Origin of the sequence: Oryzibacillus soli (genome assembly GCF_051594765.1) — a bacterium.
Classification (GTDB): Bacteria; Bacillota; Bacilli; order Paenibacillales; family NBRC-103111; genus Paenibacillus_AR.
Window position 1 is genome coordinate 138,100 of record NZ_JBPPGJ010000010.1, and the last position, 19,139, is coordinate 157,238.

The 19,139-nt window shown below is 45.0% G+C and carries 12 protein-coding genes; 5 read left to right on the forward strand and 7 right to left on the reverse strand.

Annotated features, from left to right (window positions below):
* Positions 1-19: 19 nt before the first annotated feature.
* Positions 20-655 (forward strand): DUF1266 domain-containing protein, encoded by a 636-nt coding sequence (locus ACSEXW_RS15375; protein WP_438447056.1) that lies wholly within the window; start codon positions 20-22, stop codon positions 653-655.
* A gap of 565 nt (positions 656-1,220) precedes the next feature.
* Here ACSEXW_RS15375 and ACSEXW_RS15380 read toward each other — a convergent pair.
* From ACSEXW_RS15380 to ACSEXW_RS15395, 4 genes are all read right to left on the reverse strand, one after another.
* Positions 1,221-2,465 carry a hypothetical protein gene (locus tag ACSEXW_RS15380; protein ID WP_438447057.1) on the reverse strand — a complete coding sequence of 415 codons (1,245 nt, stop codon included), beginning with the start codon at positions 2,463-2,465 and terminating at the stop codon, positions 1,221-1,223.
* 86 nt (positions 2,466-2,551) lie between these two features.
* Positions 2,552-3,493 (reverse strand): tRNA dihydrouridine synthase, encoded by a 942-nt coding sequence (locus ACSEXW_RS15385; RefSeq protein WP_438447058.1) that lies wholly within the window; start codon positions 3,491-3,493, stop codon positions 2,552-2,554.
* A gap of 226 nt (positions 3,494-3,719) precedes the next feature.
* Complete coding sequence (locus ACSEXW_RS15390) at positions 3,720-5,138, reverse strand: RtcB family protein (RefSeq protein WP_438447059.1); 1,419 nt, start codon at positions 5,136-5,138, stop codon at positions 3,720-3,722.
* Between the two features lie 430 nt (positions 5,139-5,568).
* Positions 5,569-6,687, reverse strand: coding sequence for a slipin family protein (locus tag ACSEXW_RS15395; protein ID WP_438447060.1), 1,119 nt, complete (start codon positions 6,685-6,687; stop codon positions 5,569-5,571).
* 777 nt (positions 6,688-7,464) lie between these two features.
* Between ACSEXW_RS15395 and ACSEXW_RS15400 the strand changes: the two genes are divergently transcribed.
* The 4 genes from ACSEXW_RS15400 to ACSEXW_RS15415 all read left to right on the forward strand — a co-directional run bounded on the left by ACSEXW_RS15400 (position 7,465) and on the right by ACSEXW_RS15415 (position 12,667).
* Positions 7,465-8,142, forward strand: coding sequence for a response regulator transcription factor (locus ACSEXW_RS15400; RefSeq protein WP_438447061.1), 678 nt, complete (start codon positions 7,465-7,467; stop codon positions 8,140-8,142).
* An 8-nt stretch (positions 8,143-8,150) separates the two neighbouring features.
* Positions 8,151-9,413 carry a HAMP domain-containing sensor histidine kinase gene (locus ACSEXW_RS15405; protein ID WP_438447062.1) on the forward strand — a complete coding sequence of 421 codons (1,263 nt, stop codon included), beginning with the start codon at positions 8,151-8,153 and terminating at the stop codon, positions 9,411-9,413.
* A 135-nt stretch (positions 9,414-9,548) separates the two neighbouring features.
* Positions 9,549-10,307: an ABC transporter ATP-binding protein gene (locus tag ACSEXW_RS15410; protein WP_438447063.1), complete on the forward strand. Its 759-nt coding sequence runs from the start codon at positions 9,549-9,551 to the stop codon at positions 10,305-10,307.
* A gap of 2 nt (positions 10,308-10,309) precedes the next feature.
* Positions 10,310-12,667: an ABC transporter permease gene (locus ACSEXW_RS15415; protein ID WP_438447064.1), complete on the forward strand. Its 2,358-nt coding sequence runs from the start codon at positions 10,310-10,312 to the stop codon at positions 12,665-12,667.
* Positions 12,668-13,260: 593 nt separating this feature from the next.
* Here ACSEXW_RS15415 and ACSEXW_RS15420 read toward each other — a convergent pair.
* From ACSEXW_RS15420 to ACSEXW_RS15430, 3 genes are all read right to left on the reverse strand, one after another.
* Positions 13,261-13,674, reverse strand: a complete 414-nt coding sequence (locus ACSEXW_RS15420) for a hypothetical protein (RefSeq protein WP_438447065.1) — start codon at positions 13,672-13,674, stop codon at positions 13,261-13,263.
* A 245-nt stretch (positions 13,675-13,919) separates the two neighbouring features.
* A complete protein-coding gene (locus ACSEXW_RS15425; protein ID WP_438447066.1) occupies positions 13,920-16,157 on the reverse strand; it encodes a UvrD-helicase domain-containing protein in 2,238 nt (745 codons plus the stop codon).
* Positions 16,154-19,009 (reverse strand): PD-(D/E)XK nuclease family protein, encoded by a 2,856-nt coding sequence (locus ACSEXW_RS15430; RefSeq protein ID WP_438447067.1) that lies wholly within the window; start codon positions 19,007-19,009, stop codon positions 16,154-16,156. The genes ACSEXW_RS15425 and ACSEXW_RS15430 overlap by 4 nt, the downstream gene beginning before the upstream one ends.
* Positions 19,010-19,139: the final 130 nt, after the last annotated feature.

Here is a 19,139-nt window from a genome sequence, read left to right on the forward strand (position 1 = left end):
AAGATTGATGGAGGCTAACGTGATCAACACCATATTTCACAAAAAATGTCTGCAGCGCTACATAGACGAATTGGCTTCCGTCTGTATGCACGACAACCTCATCTTTCGTCATTTATATAAGAAAAAAGAGGCGGCGCCAATCGTGCTGCAATGGAATATTCGTGATACCGATTCTCTAACCCACCGGTTGGATTGGCTGCTGAATGTGGGGTATCAATCGGAGTATGAGCGTACCAGACAGTTTCTGTCCACGTTTACGTCTCAGAACAGAAGATCTTATGTCCTCTCGCTGTCGGATGAGGATATCCGGTATTCCAGACTGTCCGTGACTGAACGAACTTGGGGGCGTCTCCCCAAGAATCGAATCGCCGCGTTTGATTATGCCTGGTGCATTGTATTGGCGACGGCAGGCCACACACTGGACATCCTGAATGAATACTCCCTAGAGGGCTATGTAAATCAAGCAGCACTTAAAGCACAAAGTGACTATAGCTCATGGGAGGAATACTTATTCGCTTATTCGGTAGGAGCCGAATTCTCAGGCCGATTTCACAAGGCACACTTTGCCAGGAAGAACGAGGCCCATTTCCTTCAGCTCCTCCATGCATGGCAGCAGAGGATCAACCGAGTGAACTGGAATACGCCCGTTAAATGAGAGGAGAGTTTAGCTGTGCTGTATACCGTCGTATGTCCGGAGTGTTGGGGCAGCGGAAAATCCGGAGAAGTCGATGACAAAGGTGAGCCTTGTGTATGCGATAGGTGCCAGGGAATGGGCGAAGTGAAGGGAGACGAATAGGCGAGGGGAGTCGCAACGCCACACAGGCTCCAACGCTAGAAATCCATCCAGAAAAATTGAGAGATCGCTAGGGTCAGCCCAATCACATTTGCAACAACAAAAAACCACTTCTTGACCCTGCGGCTTGTAGGCCCTCCCTCAACAAACAAAGTCCAAACCAATATTCCATTTATCACAACCATAATAATCAGAGCCAACCACCAATTAGCGGCCATTTCCCTTCACCCTCTCCTGGCCATAACCCGTTCTATGGAATTATTATTAAATTACTTTAGTCTCCTCTTTTTTGTCAAATTATATGGATTGTACCGTAATGTTCAACAAGAGCAACCAAGCGTTCACGATAAAGAGAACCGCTGACTGTGGATTGTCCCAGTCTAGCGGTTCTTTTCATTTGTTTCGTACTCTTCAGAAAAAAACTCCGTCACTGCAACGGCTTTTCTGGTACCCATACGATGCCGCTGTAGGTTGAAATGTGGTACCACTTCACTCCTTCTGGAGAAATCCACTTTTCAAACGACAAGGCATCCTGATTACTAAAAGTACCTGCCTCATGGCATACTTCTCCTGTTAGCGGGAAATAGTAGCTCTTGGTTTCAGGAGTTAATTTTACGACCTCTTGTGTTTCTGTAATACCTTGTGGCCTTTCAAGCGGCGCTCGATCCAGGTTGACTACTTTCCAGCCGAACGGAGTTTGTATTCGCGCCCAACCACCGTTTATTTTATCCGCAATATATGTGCCGGGCTGAAGCCAGGTTTGCAGACTAAGGCTAGAGTCACCATCAATGTCAAAATAGCGCGTAGCAGTTCGCAGAGTAATCTTCTCATTAGGCATGCTGAATTGGGTTAATGGACCACTCTCACTCTCAGACAAAGGATACTCCTTGTTAACCCATTTGAATGTTCCATCCTCTTGTCGAAGCTTGAACCATACATAACTTTGAGTCTTGATCCAGTAACTAGAGATCGCATCCACTTGAAGCACACCCGGATTGGCCTTCGTCCCCTCTCCCGCTACTTTATGAGGGTAATCATAAAGCAGCTCGTTCCCAGTCAATTTTATGATCCTGTCATTTGGAATCTCATACTTTTGCATGTCTTCTAGAATAAACGGATCAACAATCCACTTCTGTCCTTCTTTGGTATCAATTCGATACCATGTCGGCGCATTCACAAATGCCCTTCCATTATGGGCTCCTCTATATAAATACCAGTATCGTGCTGTCACATGAACCTTTTGCGGCAAAAGCGTTTCTGTAGGGGGATTATCCTTTCGATAAACACCAACATCAGGATCATCATAAAGTGGCATTTTTTCAATAATGGTAATATCCCGTTCGACTTCCTGATAAGTTCCAGCGGTAATTCTGTCATCATCTTCGATCCATTTGTTCCCCATCCATGTTTTTACAAGAACGTAGTCTTTGCCCCCTGCGTTCGCTAGACAATCGGCTTTGTCCAAACAGGCCGTAGTCAACTCCTGCATGCCCGCAATAGAGCCAACCACTGACTCCGGATTGTTGTAATCATCATAGAGTTCCGTCTCTGTGAGAACAACCAATGACTTATTTGCCATCCAATCGATTTTAGCTGCTGCTTTGTTGCCCATTAAATGAAGACTGCTCAACAATACGAGCATTGCGATGATACATTTACCAGTTATTTTCATTATCTACCCTCCTAATGCGAATCGTGGATTGGCAAATCCGCAATCCGCCGCTATAACGATCGTAGGGCAATCAATGATCCTATTCCTCAGTCAACTATAAGATCCTGTTCTCTGAATAAGCTTGCAACAGCTTCATCATAATCGTATAACCGTTCTGATTTCCTGATTTTCTTCGCATATTTGGCATGATCCGAAAACACTTGAATCATATAAGACCATAATTCCTTCATCTTATACAATACATTCTTATCTCCAAAAAGGACTCCTTTATAACCTTCATAAACTTTATCATGAAATTCTTTAAGTAGTTTTTTGTCGATTTTAATGTTGTTTGTAATATCGCTGATCAGTCCAGGATTGGCTAATAATCCCCTGCCCAGCATGAATGTATCTACAGTAGGGAAATCAGCCGAAAACTCCTTGTACTCTTTAATTGTGAAAATGTCCCCATTATAGCAAACAGGGTTTTTGCTTAACATCAAGGCATCCTTAAACACTTGCAGATTAGGCTTGTTTTTATAAAAATCTTTTTGAATCCTAGGATGAATGATCAGCTCTTCCATAGGATATTTATTAAATATTTCGATTAAATCATAGAATTCCTCCGGTTGGTCTTTTCCTATTCTCGTTTTCACGGAGATTTTCGTTACGGATTGGGTAAAAATTTCTTCCAAAAATTGATCAAGCTCTTCTTTTTTTTCAAGAAATCCGGAGCCTTTATGTTTTGAAACTACCGTTCCAGAAGGACATCCCAAATTTAAATTAATCTCATCATATCCCAGCGCCTTCAAAATTTTTGAAGTATGAATAAAGTCTTTTGCATGATTCGTTAGTATTTGTGGAATCAAAACTAGCCCTTGGTTGTTTTCAGGCGAAATATCCTTTACATCCCGAGTTTTAAAACTATCATTTTGTTGTGGAACAATAAAGGGTGAAAAATATTTATCTACATTACCAAAAAAAGTATGATGTGCATTTCTATAAATGTACCCAGTCAAACCCTCCATAGGTGCGAAATAAAACTTCATAATATCCAGTAGCTCCTTAATTCAAGTTTTTCAGCAGCATAACCTTTTTAACTATATCGTAAACATCTTCTATAGTCACGTACCGCAAATAGCAACATTGCGATGCTTGCATAACACCAAAAAGGAGCCTCAGCACTTAAGTGCAAAGCTCCTATTCGTTTTTGTGATATGGAGGCGAGGGGAGTCGTACTGCCGTGCCCATTTTATGCGTTAGCTATCTTGCACCTCAAGCCCCTTTCACCGCGGCCATCGGTTTGCATTTTGCTACAACCTGAGCAAGACCCGCTCCTACGACGCTCCCGATAATTTGGTCCACATCCTTATAGGCCTGTGGGGATTCGTCTATGATCGACTCCAGTGATTTCTGGTTCACAACGACTTCTTCCTCCGTTCCCACCTTTAGTGCAGACGAGAACTCTTCCAGTGTGATAATCCGTTTGGTCTCACTACGAGAACGAATCCTTCCCGCACCATGGCAAATGGAATAGAAATTATCCTTTCCTCCGGTTGCACCAACCATAATATAGGATGCAGATCCCATAGACCCTGGGATAAGTGCAGGATGGCCCGTCTGTATATACGGAAGCGGATTATCTGGGTGGTTCGCCGGAAGCGCACGGGTAGCCCCCTTTTGATGAACAAAGTACGATTGGCCCTCGTGCTCCTCCTCCCACGCATAGTTATGCATCAGATCATAAAGCGTCGTCATCTCGAATTTGGACCCAAAGATATCCTTTCCTGCTTCCCTTACCGCATACGCAATCAGATGACGATTCGCCACCGCATAATTTAACGCGGAATACAATAGATTTACGTATGATTGACCCTGTGGATGAGCAAGCGGCGCGAAAAGCAGATTCGGGTCTGCGGTTCCAAGTCCTGCGGCATGCATCATTTTCTTCATCAGACTTCCGCAATATTGACTGACGGAGCCTCCCCAGGCACGAGAGCCCGAATGAATCATCACTGCTACCTGTCCATCGAACAACCCCCAAGCCTCCGCGATGTCCCTCATAGGTTCGGAAATCTCAATAACTTGTATTTCCACAAAGTGATTCCCGTTCCCAAGTGTGCCAAGTTGCCTATGCGAGCGATGCCACACGCGCTCCGGAAACAGATTCAGTACCTCCTCATCAAGCGTAAACTTACTCCGTTCTACGTGAGTGAGAGAATGACATTTGCGAGGCGTGTAGGCATCAGGGATATACTTTTTGGGTAAACCGTGCAACCCTTTTGTGACGACATGCTCTAATCGGATATCTGAGAAATGCCCCCTTGTGTGGTCTTCAACCGGTAAGTACTTCTCAATTGCTTTAACCAGTTTGCGGCGCAGCTTCACATCCTTAACTGCATCGTTGTGCAGGTTCGTGAGATGCACCCTCATACCACATCCGATGTCGCTGCCTACGATCGAAGGCGAAACATAGCCGTTGTGCGTATTCCAGACTGCTGTTGTTCCAATGCAGGTCCCTACCCCCACATGCACGTCCGGAGTGTAGCTCATATAGACTTGATTCGGAATCTGTAGATTGTTATTTGCCATTTCAAACACTTTGTAGTTGAGCTCTTTAAACAGGGAATCCCCTGCATATACGTGGACATCCCCTGAAGGAAGCTGTACCTTTCGATAATAAGTTTCGTTCATATTCTATGATCTTTCCTTTCGTTGTGGTATGTTCCGTATTACCAACCTGATTCGCACGAATTCTATATCCCGACACCGGAATCACCCTTTCCATTTGATTTACGAACGTGAAAAGGCCATAGACCAACACCGTCTATGGCTGCATATGTGATATGGAATAGGAGTATACGAAAAGTAGCCCTAACCTTCTGTCACAGACCCGCAGAGACCGATGGTACGAAATCGTTGTTCAATTGTCTGGTACCTCATTTGAATGCTGTACATATTCACCGGCTCCTTTCCAATCATTTAAGTGCATCATACTCTTATGGCCGAAGCCTCGTCAATAATCTGCAGAGGGAGAAAATAGTTAGAAAAATTTAGTCCGGCGATTACTTATAAATTATGCATTTAAATGAGGAGAGAAGGATAATAGCATTCTATGTTTAGATCAATGCTTACTTGCCGCCTTCTTATCACCAATGAGAGAGCTTAACCGTTCCAACAGGTCCCCGCCGCCCGTTACAGAGATGGACCCGATTTTCTCGCATATTTTCTCGAGGAATTCCAGCTCCTTCAGACGGAACAGCGTCTGGTTCTCATCCATCAGCTTGGCGGTATTCAGCAGACTTCGGGTCGAGGCCGTTTCTTCCCGGCGTGTGATGAGATTCGCCTGGGCCTTTTTCTCCGCCAACAGGACGGTGTTTAAGATCTCCTTCATCTCCCCCGGCAGAATGACATCCTTAACCCCCGCACTCAGGAACTGTACTCCGAACGCTTCCCCCTTCTCACGTAAACGGGACAGGATGAACGAAGCTACGTCCTCTTTCCGTTTCAAGAGATCGTCTAGCTTCAGCGTTCCGACATACTCCCGAAGCATGAGCTGAAGCTGGATGTGAATCTGCTCGTCGAACGATTTCATTTCCAAGCAACGCAGCGGGTTTATAATTTTGTATTGGCAGACGAAGTTCAGGCGCAGCGTGACCTTATCCTCCGTCATGATTTCCTGGCCGATAAGATCCATTTGCTGCTGCCTTCCATCAACCGACTTGACTACAACCGAAACAGGCCCCTTCCAGAAGTAGTACTTTCCGGGAGCAAGCTCCCGCTGCAGAACATGATCATAAAACAAAAATCCAGTCTCATAACTAGCGATTTCAAAAGACTGCACATGGATTCCAAGCTTCGACAGGATCGAACGATCTACCTCAGCAGGCAGTTCAGGGTTTCGGATATCTGCATGCAGGAACGTATGTTTCTTTAACACATTCCAGTAGGCATAGGTGCCGGGCTTAAGCAACTGCACGAATTGGCCGTCCTCATAATGCAGCACGTACTCGTGGTCCTGTACCCGTACGATATCGAGCTCCCGCATCAGGTCTTCATCTTGAAGGAACAGCTGCAGCTCTTTTCCCTCTACACCGAACGGCTTCGCGACATTCAGCACGACTACCGTGTTCTGCGACCACGATACGTACCGGTAGGTCCCCGGATTGAGCTTCTTTACATAGCTTCCTTTGTGAAAGAGTAAACCGCGCTGGTCGGCTTGAATGGTTACTTGTTTTAACATCTTTGTTACCTCCTTAATGGTTCGACCATTGGATGAAGAATCCCCCTGCAGTTCCGGCGGAATCCGTTTGAGATAAGTGGTCTACCGTTGCTTTTGTTAGGACATCGGGTTCAGAAGGGTGACCCTCGTTCAGCCAACCTTCTTCCTCTTCCATCCTACGAAAGCCTCCGGTATTCCCCCCATCGGTATCCACAGATTACAAGGCTGAACTGAAGTGCGCATACACAAGCCGCTCGGGATTCTCTCCTTTGGTCTTTGATTAGAATTTTCGCTCGATTGAAAGTCGAGTGCTCTACCAGAATCGCTCCCTAGGCGATTGGGGAATTGAACCCCAAATAGTGGTTTCTCACCGATCCGTCCGTACAGGATACCGCAGCCTAACAGGCGCGGCACTGCGGGATAACACGATATCCCCGCCTCGTTACGGCCGTCCGGATAAGAACCGTGTGTCTTACAGGACCTATAATCTCACTTTTCAACGGGAACGAACATGGCGAAAGTATTACGACCCGGCATAAAGTTTTCCATTTCACCCAAATCCCTCCCCTGCTACAATGGAAGAGGATGTTTTTTGGAACGGGGGATCCCTTCGACTTGAGGATGAAGTGGAGTATTTCCTTTCGAAGATCCGTTATCGGGAAGCGGGTTCGGGTTATTGAGAGGATTATCTGAAGGGGCGGTTGCTCGAGCCTCGACCAAAGCCTTGGAACGTTACGGGGCTTCTACGGCCGGTCAAGAGCTTTTTGATCATGGATGTTTCGTTGTGGAGGAAAAGCGATGGCAAACTATGACTGCTTAATCGTTGATGATGAAGAAGCATTATCGATAAGCACCTGCAAATATTTTACCATGTTCGGAGTGAAAACCTTTTGGGCAGCAGATGAACAGGCTTGCTTTGATTTCCTAGCGGAAAACAAAACCGACCTGATCCTGCTTGATATCAACTTGGGGCAGCTATCGTCTGGTTTTGATATATGCAAAAGGTTGAGAAGGACTACCCAGATCCCGATTTTGTTCATAAGCGCTCGGACAAGTGACGATGATGTGTTGCTCGCGCTCCATATCGGTGGAGACGACTATATCCAAAAGCCGTACGCACTCAGCATTCTTTTGGCCAAAGTAAAAGCGGTATTGAAAAGGTATAAGGGTAAAGAAGATGCTTTACGTTTCGGAAGCTATAAACTGGATCTCGTCACAGAAAAACTGATGGATGATGGCAATGAAATCAAGCTTAAGGCGATGGAATATAAGCTGCTGGCCTATTTAATCCAAAACAAAAATCGCCCTCTATCCAAAGAGGAATTGTTCACTAACGTTTGGAAAGACGCCATTACGACAGATGGAACCTTGAATGTCCACATCCGCAAGCTACGTGAAAAAATTGAAGTAAACCCGAATGAGCCACGTTACATTAAGACCATATGGGGAACCGGCTATGTGTTCGAAGCCGACTAGAGGTGCAGATGAGAATCAGGAAAGGGTCGATCTGGGCGGTAGCCATTCTTATCATGGGAATGGGTGTTATTCTTATTATGTTTCGCAGCTCGGATGAAGAAGGAATCGATCTGGTTGCTGTGAATGATATTACGGAGTCCCTTGTCGAACAGTGGGGCCGTATTGATCCGGCTGAATTGCCTGGCCAGCAATACGGGCTGGATTATGCGATATTGGATAACCGCGGCGATTTCCTTGGAGCAACAAAGAGTGGCTTAAATGAGACCATGGACACGGCTATCCGGAACCGGGATACGATTGTCGATATCACACGGGAAGGAACCGTTTTGGGAAAATTGATTATTTTCAATCATACCCATGAGATCTGGGAACATTACCGGGATGACCTGCTCATTCTATTAGGCGTAAGTCTTGTTTTTATCACTTTGTTTTGTCTGATCTATGCCGAATATATCGACCGCTCTATTTTTCGTCCCTTTCGTAACCTGCAAGCCTTCGCCCGTCATGTGGCAGAGGGCAAGCTGGACATGCCGCTCGAAATGGATAAAGGCAACGGGTTTGGCGCATTCGCAGAAAGCTTTGACTTAATGAGAGAGGAGCTTGCGAAAGCGCGTGAGAGCGAAAGAACGGCCAATCAGAGCAAGAAGGAACTGGTCGCATCACTTAGCCACGACATAAAAACACCGGTTGCCTCCATCAAGGCCGTATCCGAGGTGATGATGATGAATGCGGCTGATGATGACAAAAGTCAGCTCGCCGTGATTAATTCCAAAGCGGATCAGATCAACACACTCGTCACCAATCTGTTTAATGCCACATTGGAAGAGCTGCAGCAGCTAACCGTCACGGTAACGGAGGAGTCGAGCGCCGTAGTGGGGGATGTCATCAAACAGGTTGATTATCAAAACAGGGCTACGGTATCCCCTATTCCAGAATGCATCGTGCAGGTCGATCGTTTGCGGCTTCTGCAGGTCGTTGACAATGTGATCAGTAACTCCTATAAATATGCAGGTACATCCATCGAAGTATCGGCATGCATCAAGGGACCATATCTGGTGCTGGGGTTCAAGGACGATGGCCAAGGTGTCTCCCCAGATGAACTTCCCCTTCTATTTCATAAATTCTATCGTGCCCATAATGCAGCAGGCAAAAGTGGAACCGGGCTTGGCTTGTACATCTCTCACTACCTGATGAGCAAAATGTCGGGAAATATGGATTGCCGAAACATAGAGGGCGGCTTTGTGGTGTTCGTCCGTTTACTTCTCGCATAAAAAGATTTCAGAATGGGATAAGAACCGATTAAGGACCCGTTAAGAATTGATTAGGTATGATAAGACTGTCGGAAACCTTACCTGCATCGCATGCATGAAGGTGGAACAGTCTTATTTTGATTAGGGGGCCAAGTAATGAGTCAAGTCATGATCACAACCAACAAGCTTAGTAAATCGTTCTCCAGCGGAGGCATGCAGCAGCATGTTCTCAAAAATCTCGACATGGAGATTGTAGAGGGTGATTTCACCATCATCATGGGTTCGTCCGGCGCGGGAAAATCCACGCTCTTGTATGCCTTGTCCGGTATGGATAAACCAACTCTCGGATCCATTACTTTTTTTAATCAGGAAATCGCAAAGCTGTCTAATGATAAGCTGGCGGTTTTTCGTCGATTGAATTGCGGATTTGTGTTTCAGCAAATGTTTCTGCTCGATAATATGAGTATCTTGGACAACATTCTTGCCGCAGGACTCCTCGTCAGCAAGGACAGAAAAGCCATCACAGCAAGAGCAAAAGAGCTGCTTACGCAGGTTGGATTAACCGAAGCCATCTGGTCAAAATTCCCCACCCAGTTGTCCGGCGGGGAAGCGCAGCGCGCTGCGATCGTGCGTGCCTTGATCAACAAGCCGAAGGTTGTGTTCGCCGATGAGCCCACAGGCGCCCTTAACTCCGCGTCAGGGAAAGCGGTCCTTGATGTACTGACCGAGCTTAACAACAAGGGGCAAAGCATCATCATGGTCACCCATGATTTGAAGTCGGCCAGAAGGGGAAATCGGATTTTGTATATGCGAGATGGTGTGATTCATGGAGTGTGTGAGCTGGGCCAATACGTAAGCGGCGACCTGGAACGGCACTGCAAGCTGCAGGCGTTCCTTGCGGAAATGGGGTGGTAACGTTGCGGAAATTAGTCATGCTCAGCTATGCCAATATACGAAAAACGAAAGGACACACGGTTTCTCTGTTCCTCATGTTTCTCATTGCTGCGTTGCTGCTAAATGCGGGATCACTGGTGTCTTCAAACTTTGGAAGCTTTTTTGAAAAAATCACCACAGAGCTCAAGGCATCGGATGTCTACTATATCATTCCAAATTGCTTATACAGCGAAAAAGTTGATCAATACGTCAAAACGAATAAGAATGTATTGAACGTGCAAAAGGAAGAGGCGCTATGGGTTGCGGATTCCATGACCTATAACGGGGAAACACGTGAGGTTAGCTTTCTTATTCGTGATGCGGATAAACAACGGGAGTTTTCAAAGTGGAAATTTATTGGGGAACACTTGCCACCTGATTCCATGTCGATCTATTTGCCGTATGTGATGAATATTGACAGCGGGTACAAGCTGAATGACAAATTTGAGCTGACCTTTAAAGATACAACCTTTACCTTTACGATAAAAGGGTTCACGGAAGATACCTTTTTCAGTTCTCTGGATACCGGGAGTTTAGGAGTTTATCTGCCTCATGAAACCTATGAAAAGCTTGGGCAGCAGGCGGGCGACTCTTATCATACAACCCTCCTTTTTGCTGATCTGGATAAGCTGAATAGTGAAGTGGAAGCAGGAATAAGAGAACTCCTTCCGAATGATAGAACCGCTGCTTCTGCTCTGGGGAACGATACGAGCACATTGTCCAGTTTTGATTTAAAGTTGGTGAAAATGTCCCGCGTTACGATATCCAGCATAGTTTCGGTCATGATGATGGCTTTTGCTGCAATTATCGCAATTGTTTGCCTGATCATGGTTCGATTCAGAATTGGGAATAGCATCGAAGAAGACATGTCCAAGATTGGGTCCTTAAAGGCGATTGGCTATACCAGTAGACAAATTATGGGATCGATTGTTTTGCAGTATTCGCTCATTGCTTTTGTTGGCAGTCTGGTAGGGATATCGTTATCCTATCTCACAACACCCTTGTTATCGAATGTATTTGCCCATCAATCGGGACTGAAGTGGGTACAAGGCTTTGATGGGATGATCAGCGGTATCGTTTTATGTGCCCTGCTAGTCGTGGTGATCCTCGTTTCATTCTTTACTTCAGGTCAGCTTCGCAAGCTGAACCCCATTGTTGCCTTAAGAGGCGGAATCGTAACCCATAGCTTCAGAAAAAACCATATGCCTCTACACAGAACCAGAGGGCGCTTGCCGTTCGTTCTTGGGTTGAAATCCATGCTGCAAAACAGGAAGCAAAGCATCATGATCGGGATTATCCTTGCCGCTGTATCGTTTGCCAGTACATTTGGCTTTGTGATGTTTTACAACACGACGGTCGATACCAAGGCCTTTGCAGAGACACCCGGAATCGAGCTATCCAATGCTATCGCTATTTTGAAACCGGATAGGGATCATGCCCAACTTATCGATAGCTTGAAAAACAGAAGCGAGGTCAGAAAAGTCCAGTTTATTGATCAAGCCACGCTCAAAATGGAGAACAATGATGTAAAGGCTTTTGTAATGGACGACTTTTCCACCAAAGAAACCGATACGGTCTATCGAGGCAGATATCCGCTTCATAGCAATGAAATTGTTCTTGCCGGTGTGCTCGCAGATAAAGTGGACAAAACGATTGGAGACCGTGTGACGATCAGAGTGGGGGAGAACCAGGCGGAGTACCGGATCACCGGGTTATCACAAGGATCGAATATGGGCGGAATGAATGCCTCTATAAGACGGGACGGTATGCTTCAGCTCAACCCAGCCTTTAAGCAGCAAAGCCTACAAATCTATTTAAATTCGGGCAGCAAAGCGGATGAATTTGTGAAAATGCTTGAGCGTGACTATGGGGATTCGCTAAATTCAGCAATTGATATGGATAAAACGCTGGAGCAGGGTATGGGTATGTACACATCGATTGTCTCTAAGCTTGGTACAACCATGATGGCGATCACCATCGTTGTTGTGATTCTAGTTCTCTATTTTGTTATCAATTCATCGGTCATTCGGAAGAAACGTGAACTGGGTATACAAAAAGCAATCGGGTTTACCACCCTCCAACTGATGAATCAGCTTTCGCTTGGGCTTTTGCCGCCAATCCTGATCGGGGTAGTGATTGGCAGCGCAGTTGGAATTACCCAAACCAACGCGATCATGTCAGTCGCACAGCGGGCGATGGGGATCATGAAGGCGCAATACATCATCACGACTTCCTGGATTTCTTTGTTTGGAGTGGCTCTTGTCCTTGTTTCCTACCTAACCTCGATGCTGATCACGTATCGTATTCGGAAAATATCGGCATATGCTCTGGTAAGTGAGTAAAATCGGATTCTGCCCACATTGCTTTAGCATGACCACAACGACGCAACCCCAGCATGCTTATGTTCGTTATTCGAGCGAGGCGAGGGGAGTATCGAAATCCTGATTGAACTTGCTGCCGAAGTGGAGCCGACGAGAACAACCTTAGCCGTAGATTTCGATGTGTGCTCGTCCGCTGACGCTCCCTGCGCGCGGGACTGAACCACTATCCTCTTCGGCCACAGGGTAATCTCCCCTTGCCTCCAGAGATAGCAAAAAGCCGCTAACCATGATGAGGTTAGCGGCTTTCGCTTATCTCCATATGGGGGCGAGGGGAGTCGAACTGCTGTGCCCAATCTATCTACTAGTTTCTATAAGTGCCGAAAAGCCTTATTTTATAAGGGTTTCTTGTCGTTTGGTATCTTTTGAAATCACGCAGAATTAGGGCTAATTATCCCTTTTGGCTACACCCTGACTACAAAAAAACGAGAGGAGTCTGGGGTATTCACGGGAAAAATTTATTTTTTTCTCGTGTGAGTTAGTATGTTTTAATTGCTTGTTGAGCGCACACATAGTATGGGGAATAACCGTGGGCGATAAATTTTCACAAGAGGCACTTATTGCAAAGTTGCAGATCTTGACCGCATAAACCATTCCTTATTAAGAGATCTATGGTATGCCATTTCTTCATATTTTGTCCCCTTTTTGCCCCAGTTTACATAAAACAGCTCATGTTGGGGGGCAAATAGTGGTGTAATGATAAATTCAATAAAACGAGGTTGAATTAACTGACTTAGTTGGTTAATGTTCTTTTGTAGTTCATCTTCGGAGAACGATCTTACATTCTCTTTTATATAGCGCTCGAGTGAGTGAGCTTCAACGAGTTTGGCATCCGGAATATAGGTAATGTTTAATTTTTTAATACCGATCTGATTGAAAACTTCATTTTCAACAACTAGAGAAACAAAATAGTCTCCCTTTTCGTATTTATTGGCTGTAAACTGAAGGTTATGACTTTCGTTATTATTCAAAATGAACTCTCCCCTCGGTTACCAACATACTAATGACTTTCTAAGTTAACGATAAGCGGGCAAAAATCATGCAAAATTATTCTAACACTTTTTAACAAAATTATCACGGATACAATTGTTAAACTATAGTGTTGCCAATACTTCCAACTATTATTCTTAAATCTACTTGAACACTAATAAAGCGACTTCACATAAATTGTGAGCCGCTTTATTATATAAAATGCCTTAGCATCATGATCGTTTAATCAAAAAATACTGACAATTTGGTTGCCTAGTTTGGCTAAAGCGGGCCTTGCCATCAAGACCTCGTCTTTCCATGACCAATTTTCACTACCAAGTGAGTTAGCACGATCCGATCCACTTCCAATCATACAGACAACATGTTCTGCACGGGTAACGGCTACATAGAAAATGCGTGCTTCTTCCTCAATAAAATTACGTTGATAGTTTTCCGCCCATTCATGGTATCGAGAAGAACACCCTCGTCCGCCTGGCAACTCCAAATCAAGACCCCAGTCGTGAATATCAAAGAATGATGGAATTTGGCTATTGTTTAATAACTTCCGTCCGATATCTGGAATGATTACAATCGGGTATTCGAGACCTTTTGCAGAGTGGACTGTTGAAAAACGAACAGCATTAGGTTTTTTATCTCCCTCGCCTGTATCTGCTTCATCCATCTCCACATTCGCTAATAAAGCGGTCTGAAAACGAGCAAAAAATTGTTGTAAAGTTAAAGCTTCCGCATCCATTAACTCACGGGACCACATTACCAATTTTTCGAGGTTTGCAACAGCCTGTAGATCTCCCTTCTTGCCGTAGTACTCCCGCACACGTGTAAAGTCGTACATATAGGTAAGGAGTTGTGGAACAAGATCTACCTTCATTCTTTTTCGTATATTACGAATTCCCTTTAACCATTCTTCCGAATCCTCATGGTCCTCGAACCAATCGCGAAGGACCTGATTAGTACCATCACTCTGGTATATCGAGTTAGGAGCAATGAACGGAAGGAACGGACTACCGAGAGCTAAATCTAGGGAAACATCATCCGGATATTTCAATATAGCCTGAAGAAAGTGATAACAAGCAACGATTTCAGGTTTATGAAAAAAGCCCCCTCCTGTATCCGTCACTACCGGAATTGTGTCCGGAAACCGGGACCAATAACTTTGCAACTGATAATTAGATCGAAAGAGTACGCATATATCTCGAAATTCAACCGCACGCATTCCTTTTTCCCTATCATCGATCTGTTGGTTAAGAAACTCACGGATTTTGAAAATTGTACGTTCTGTTATCAGTTGTTCGCGATTGTTATAGATCTTTAAATGCTCATACTGAAAGGGAACAAGTGAATCTTTTGGCTTATGGGCATCGTCCGATTGCGTAGACTTATCCTGTAGAAAGTCGTAACGCTGTCCCATAGCTTCAAATAACACCGATTGTGCCTGATGTAAGGGTTGAGTTGGACGGCGGGATGCGCTGAGAGAAAGTGGCGTTATATTGTTCATTTCGGCTATTCGTTTGATTACCAAGTGATCGGCACCACGGAATCCGTAAATTGCTTGTTTTCGATCACCCACGACGAGCACATGATTAAAACGCGGAGATAAGACCTGAATGATTTTCATTTGAAGTTCATCGGTGTCTTGGAATTCATCGACAAACAAATAGTGAAATCGTGACGCAACGAGTGGACCGATTTGGTCTTTATAGGTTTCAACGAGTGCCGCGCATTTGTGCAAGAGATCATTGGTATCAATTCCGCCTCGTTCACGTTTGAGTTCACGGTATTCATGGTCAAGTTTTTCAAGTATTCGGGCGACTGCATTGCGGTATTCCTGAGCGTCGTCCTGTTCATTTTGACGCAATGTCTCCACTACAACATCGGATATCGAACGACCCCGACTACGAATATATTCATACCACTCCTCGAGCTTTTTAGCCATCTCGTGAGGGGCCCAATGAACTTCTTCCGTGTTAAATAAAATCCCTGTTTCGGGATCACTCAGAGCGGCATTCATTGTGTTTTTTAATGCAGTCAAGAAATGATGACGAGCCATCAGAATTTCTGATTCATGAGGTATCAGTTCGGTAAAACCGAAATTTCTAAGCAACATTGCGCAAAATCGGTGAATCGTACCAATGAAGGTCGAGGCAATACGCTCCTTTTGCTCGAACCAATAGGCACGTTCATCCCAATCCCCCACTTTTTCACTGGCTTCGATCCGTGCGTGGACGCCCTTTTCCAATCTTTCGCGCATCTCATCGGTTGCTTTATTGGTAAATGTAATGAGGGCGAAATCATCGATATTCACGTCTTTACCTTGCACGAGTTCAAGAACAGATGCCACCATGGTACGTGTTTTCCCAGAACCTGCTCCTGCGAGTACGACAGTCATTCCGTTTGGTTGTTTGATATTGTCTACGATTGCTGCCTGCTCTTTAGACACATCCATTCCACCACGTTGAATACTCATGCCGATGCCCCCTCTGTTCGTTCAGCAATACCCAAACACTCTGGCCTTACAGGACAAGACATACAATGTTCACCGGGATGTTTAGGGAATTTGTTTTTTTCGATACTATTGATAAAATGACCGATTCTCTCTGGTAACTGATCGTAGTGCCGATCAAGTTTTTGAGTATAAGCGTTCTCCGTCACCTTTTGTTTTTTCTCCACGGTGAAATATGCATTGATTGAATCTCTCCACCAAGTTACAGCCTGATACTGAGTCGGAAATAGTTGAACCCCCTCAATCTCAAGTACTTCTACAGGGTCGCCTTCTTCGGCTTTTCCTGGAAGAAGCCACTCTGTCGTCTGAACATCGCTTAGATAAGCAGCGTTGAACCGAGCCGTCTGCACAATGAAAGGCACATCAACGTTGATTTTAACGGTCTTTTCTTCTTCTCCGACTTCAACCATAATGCGGAACGAATCGCTCCCGCCTTTTTCCACACCCCGATAAAACCGGTATCTTTCTTTGGAGAAATGCCCCAGTTGCTCCTTTACGCGATGTTCAATCGCATGCCATGTAATGGAGGGGAACGCTGGGAAAAGGGCCTCCATTTCCGGTTTCATTGATGACATGAAACTGAGTAAATGCTGATAAAAGTCGCCTTCGTTTAATTGGGGAAGCCGTGCGCTCGATTGTTCCAATGCACCAAAGATTCGGTTTAACCAGATGCCTTGAGCGTAGATCTCAATTTGCCACTCCATCCGGTACATTCTGGCCTCAGGATGGAGCAACTCGAGTCTGTACCGCAGCGGACAGAGACCGTAATGTGCTAGTTCGCTTAGGCTATATGTGTTCCGTCTTGCTGCGCGTACCTTGACCGTCCTTACTCCGTCATGGGCTTTGCTTAGGTCGAGCGTGTCTAAGATCCCTTGTTCACTCCACCTCTCCCCGAGTAAATAGTGGATTTCTTGCAGATATGTGCTCGGTTGGAATGAACGGTCTCCGTCCTTGAGTGCGAAACTCAAGACAACTTTTTGGGATGCAGCACGAACGACTGATAGAAACATGTATCTTTCTTTGGAAAGATGGTCATCGCGTCCATCTACATAGAACGGCCAGGGTTCCGGATAAAGGACCGGTACATGGACATTATCACACCCCACGTAAATGACCACTTTATACAACATGCCATCTATAGTTTCGGGAGTGACAATTCGTAAATGGTTTGGTTTAGGTTCTCCCTCATCATCTTCGTCGTTTTCATTCTGTCCCGTAGTCAAAGCATGAATTGCATCCCCGAATTCATTCGTTGTAAGAGGAATGGAAAAGTAATTGCTAAGGTCATCGAATACAGATTGAATTTCTTCAAGAACACGTTTTTCCGCCTTACGAATATGTTTGGGCAGCATTTTATTCAATTCTTCCTGCAATATCTGAATATGTTTGGCTACGGAGCTCTCTCCCTGCTGGAATAGGCGGGTACATACGGTATCTAAGAGCAAAACTACATTGATCCACGAGGATATGGTTTCGGCATCCAGTAAATTTACTGGCAGACGAAACATCGATTCTTGACCGCAATGTTCTTGCATTTGATTCAAGACCCTCAGCCAGTCGTTTTTCGTTCGGCAGGATGTAAAATACTGATATTTGACTGCTCTAAAAGTTGGCGTCGTATCTTGAATGACAGCCCCAAGCCAACCCGATGAGAGGATCGATTCCAAGGAATCCACCTCGAGGAAGAGCCCCCCATCTTGCCAAATTTGATAAAGGTTTAGGATAAATCGACCGACCGGCGTTAAGAGCAACAATCTCGGATTTGTTGGCACTTCGACTTCTCGCTGTTGGCCAGTTGCTGGATCCTTGTAGACAATGGGGTTCATCGCGATATAATCCCGAAGTCGGTCAATGAATTCTTTGGAGCGTCTCATTACGATAACAACATCTTTCGGTTCATACTCGCCATTTTCAAACCATTGCTTTAGTTGTGAAATGCAGCCTTGTAATTCGCGATCGCGATTCGGATATTGGCGCATGAAAACGTTGGATATGGCTCCTGAAAACGGCACGGGTTTCCCACTCTTCAAAAAATTTGTTTGAATGTGGGCAAGATCTTCATGTTCGCTCAAGGGGACTGTCGTCATGGAATATCGTAGTTTCTTTGAAACAAATCCGTACGTTTTATCCATAATCTGAAAGGCTTGTTGTTCGTTCCGATATGGTACCAGAAAAATGACCTCTTTGTTTTGTTTGTCACATTGCTGAATAAACCACTTTTGTAGTTCAGTCAAATATGTGAAACCTTCCATAATGATGAGTTCTGTAGGTGCAGCATGAATTGCAAGGTATTCTCTAGCAGCGTCTTCAAATAACCGTTTCTTTACACCCCTTAGTTGATCATAAAATGAGGACTGGATGTTCTTTAAATGCTTTTCAAGGACCGGGTTTACAAGTTGATCACGCTTCGACTGAGGCAATGGATGTTGTTGCAGATTGATGCCTTCCGCGGCTAAATCATACAAAACACGAATCCAAGAAGAATAGTCGTGTCGAAGTAGATCACGAAGAATTACATCATTTCTAGAGACTGCATCCATTGCCCGAAATAACATTGTCTTCTCTTCCCCACGGGAAGACAAGTTGTATGTTTGCTTCGTCCATGCTCGAATAAGATCCGCAAATAATGCCATTTTCTTCGTTTCACCTTTATCGTTGGTAAAACGCTGTGCTTCTCCAATTAAACCATTGCGCTCCCGCTCGGCAGCAAGCGCCTTCGTGGCCGTTACATATGTATAGTTGCGACCCTTAATGATGAACTGCTCGATTTGCGCACGATCTGGCCGTTTGAAGTCATATGATATCAGCGTGAGCATGCAATCCCTCCGGGTATTCCGATTTTTGGAATAAGAAAGGCCTTTGGGCAAAGTAATCCCAAAGGCTCACGACCATATTACCATAAATATACTTCGAAGGGAATAGGTTCAAAATAGGATAATGGGCAAT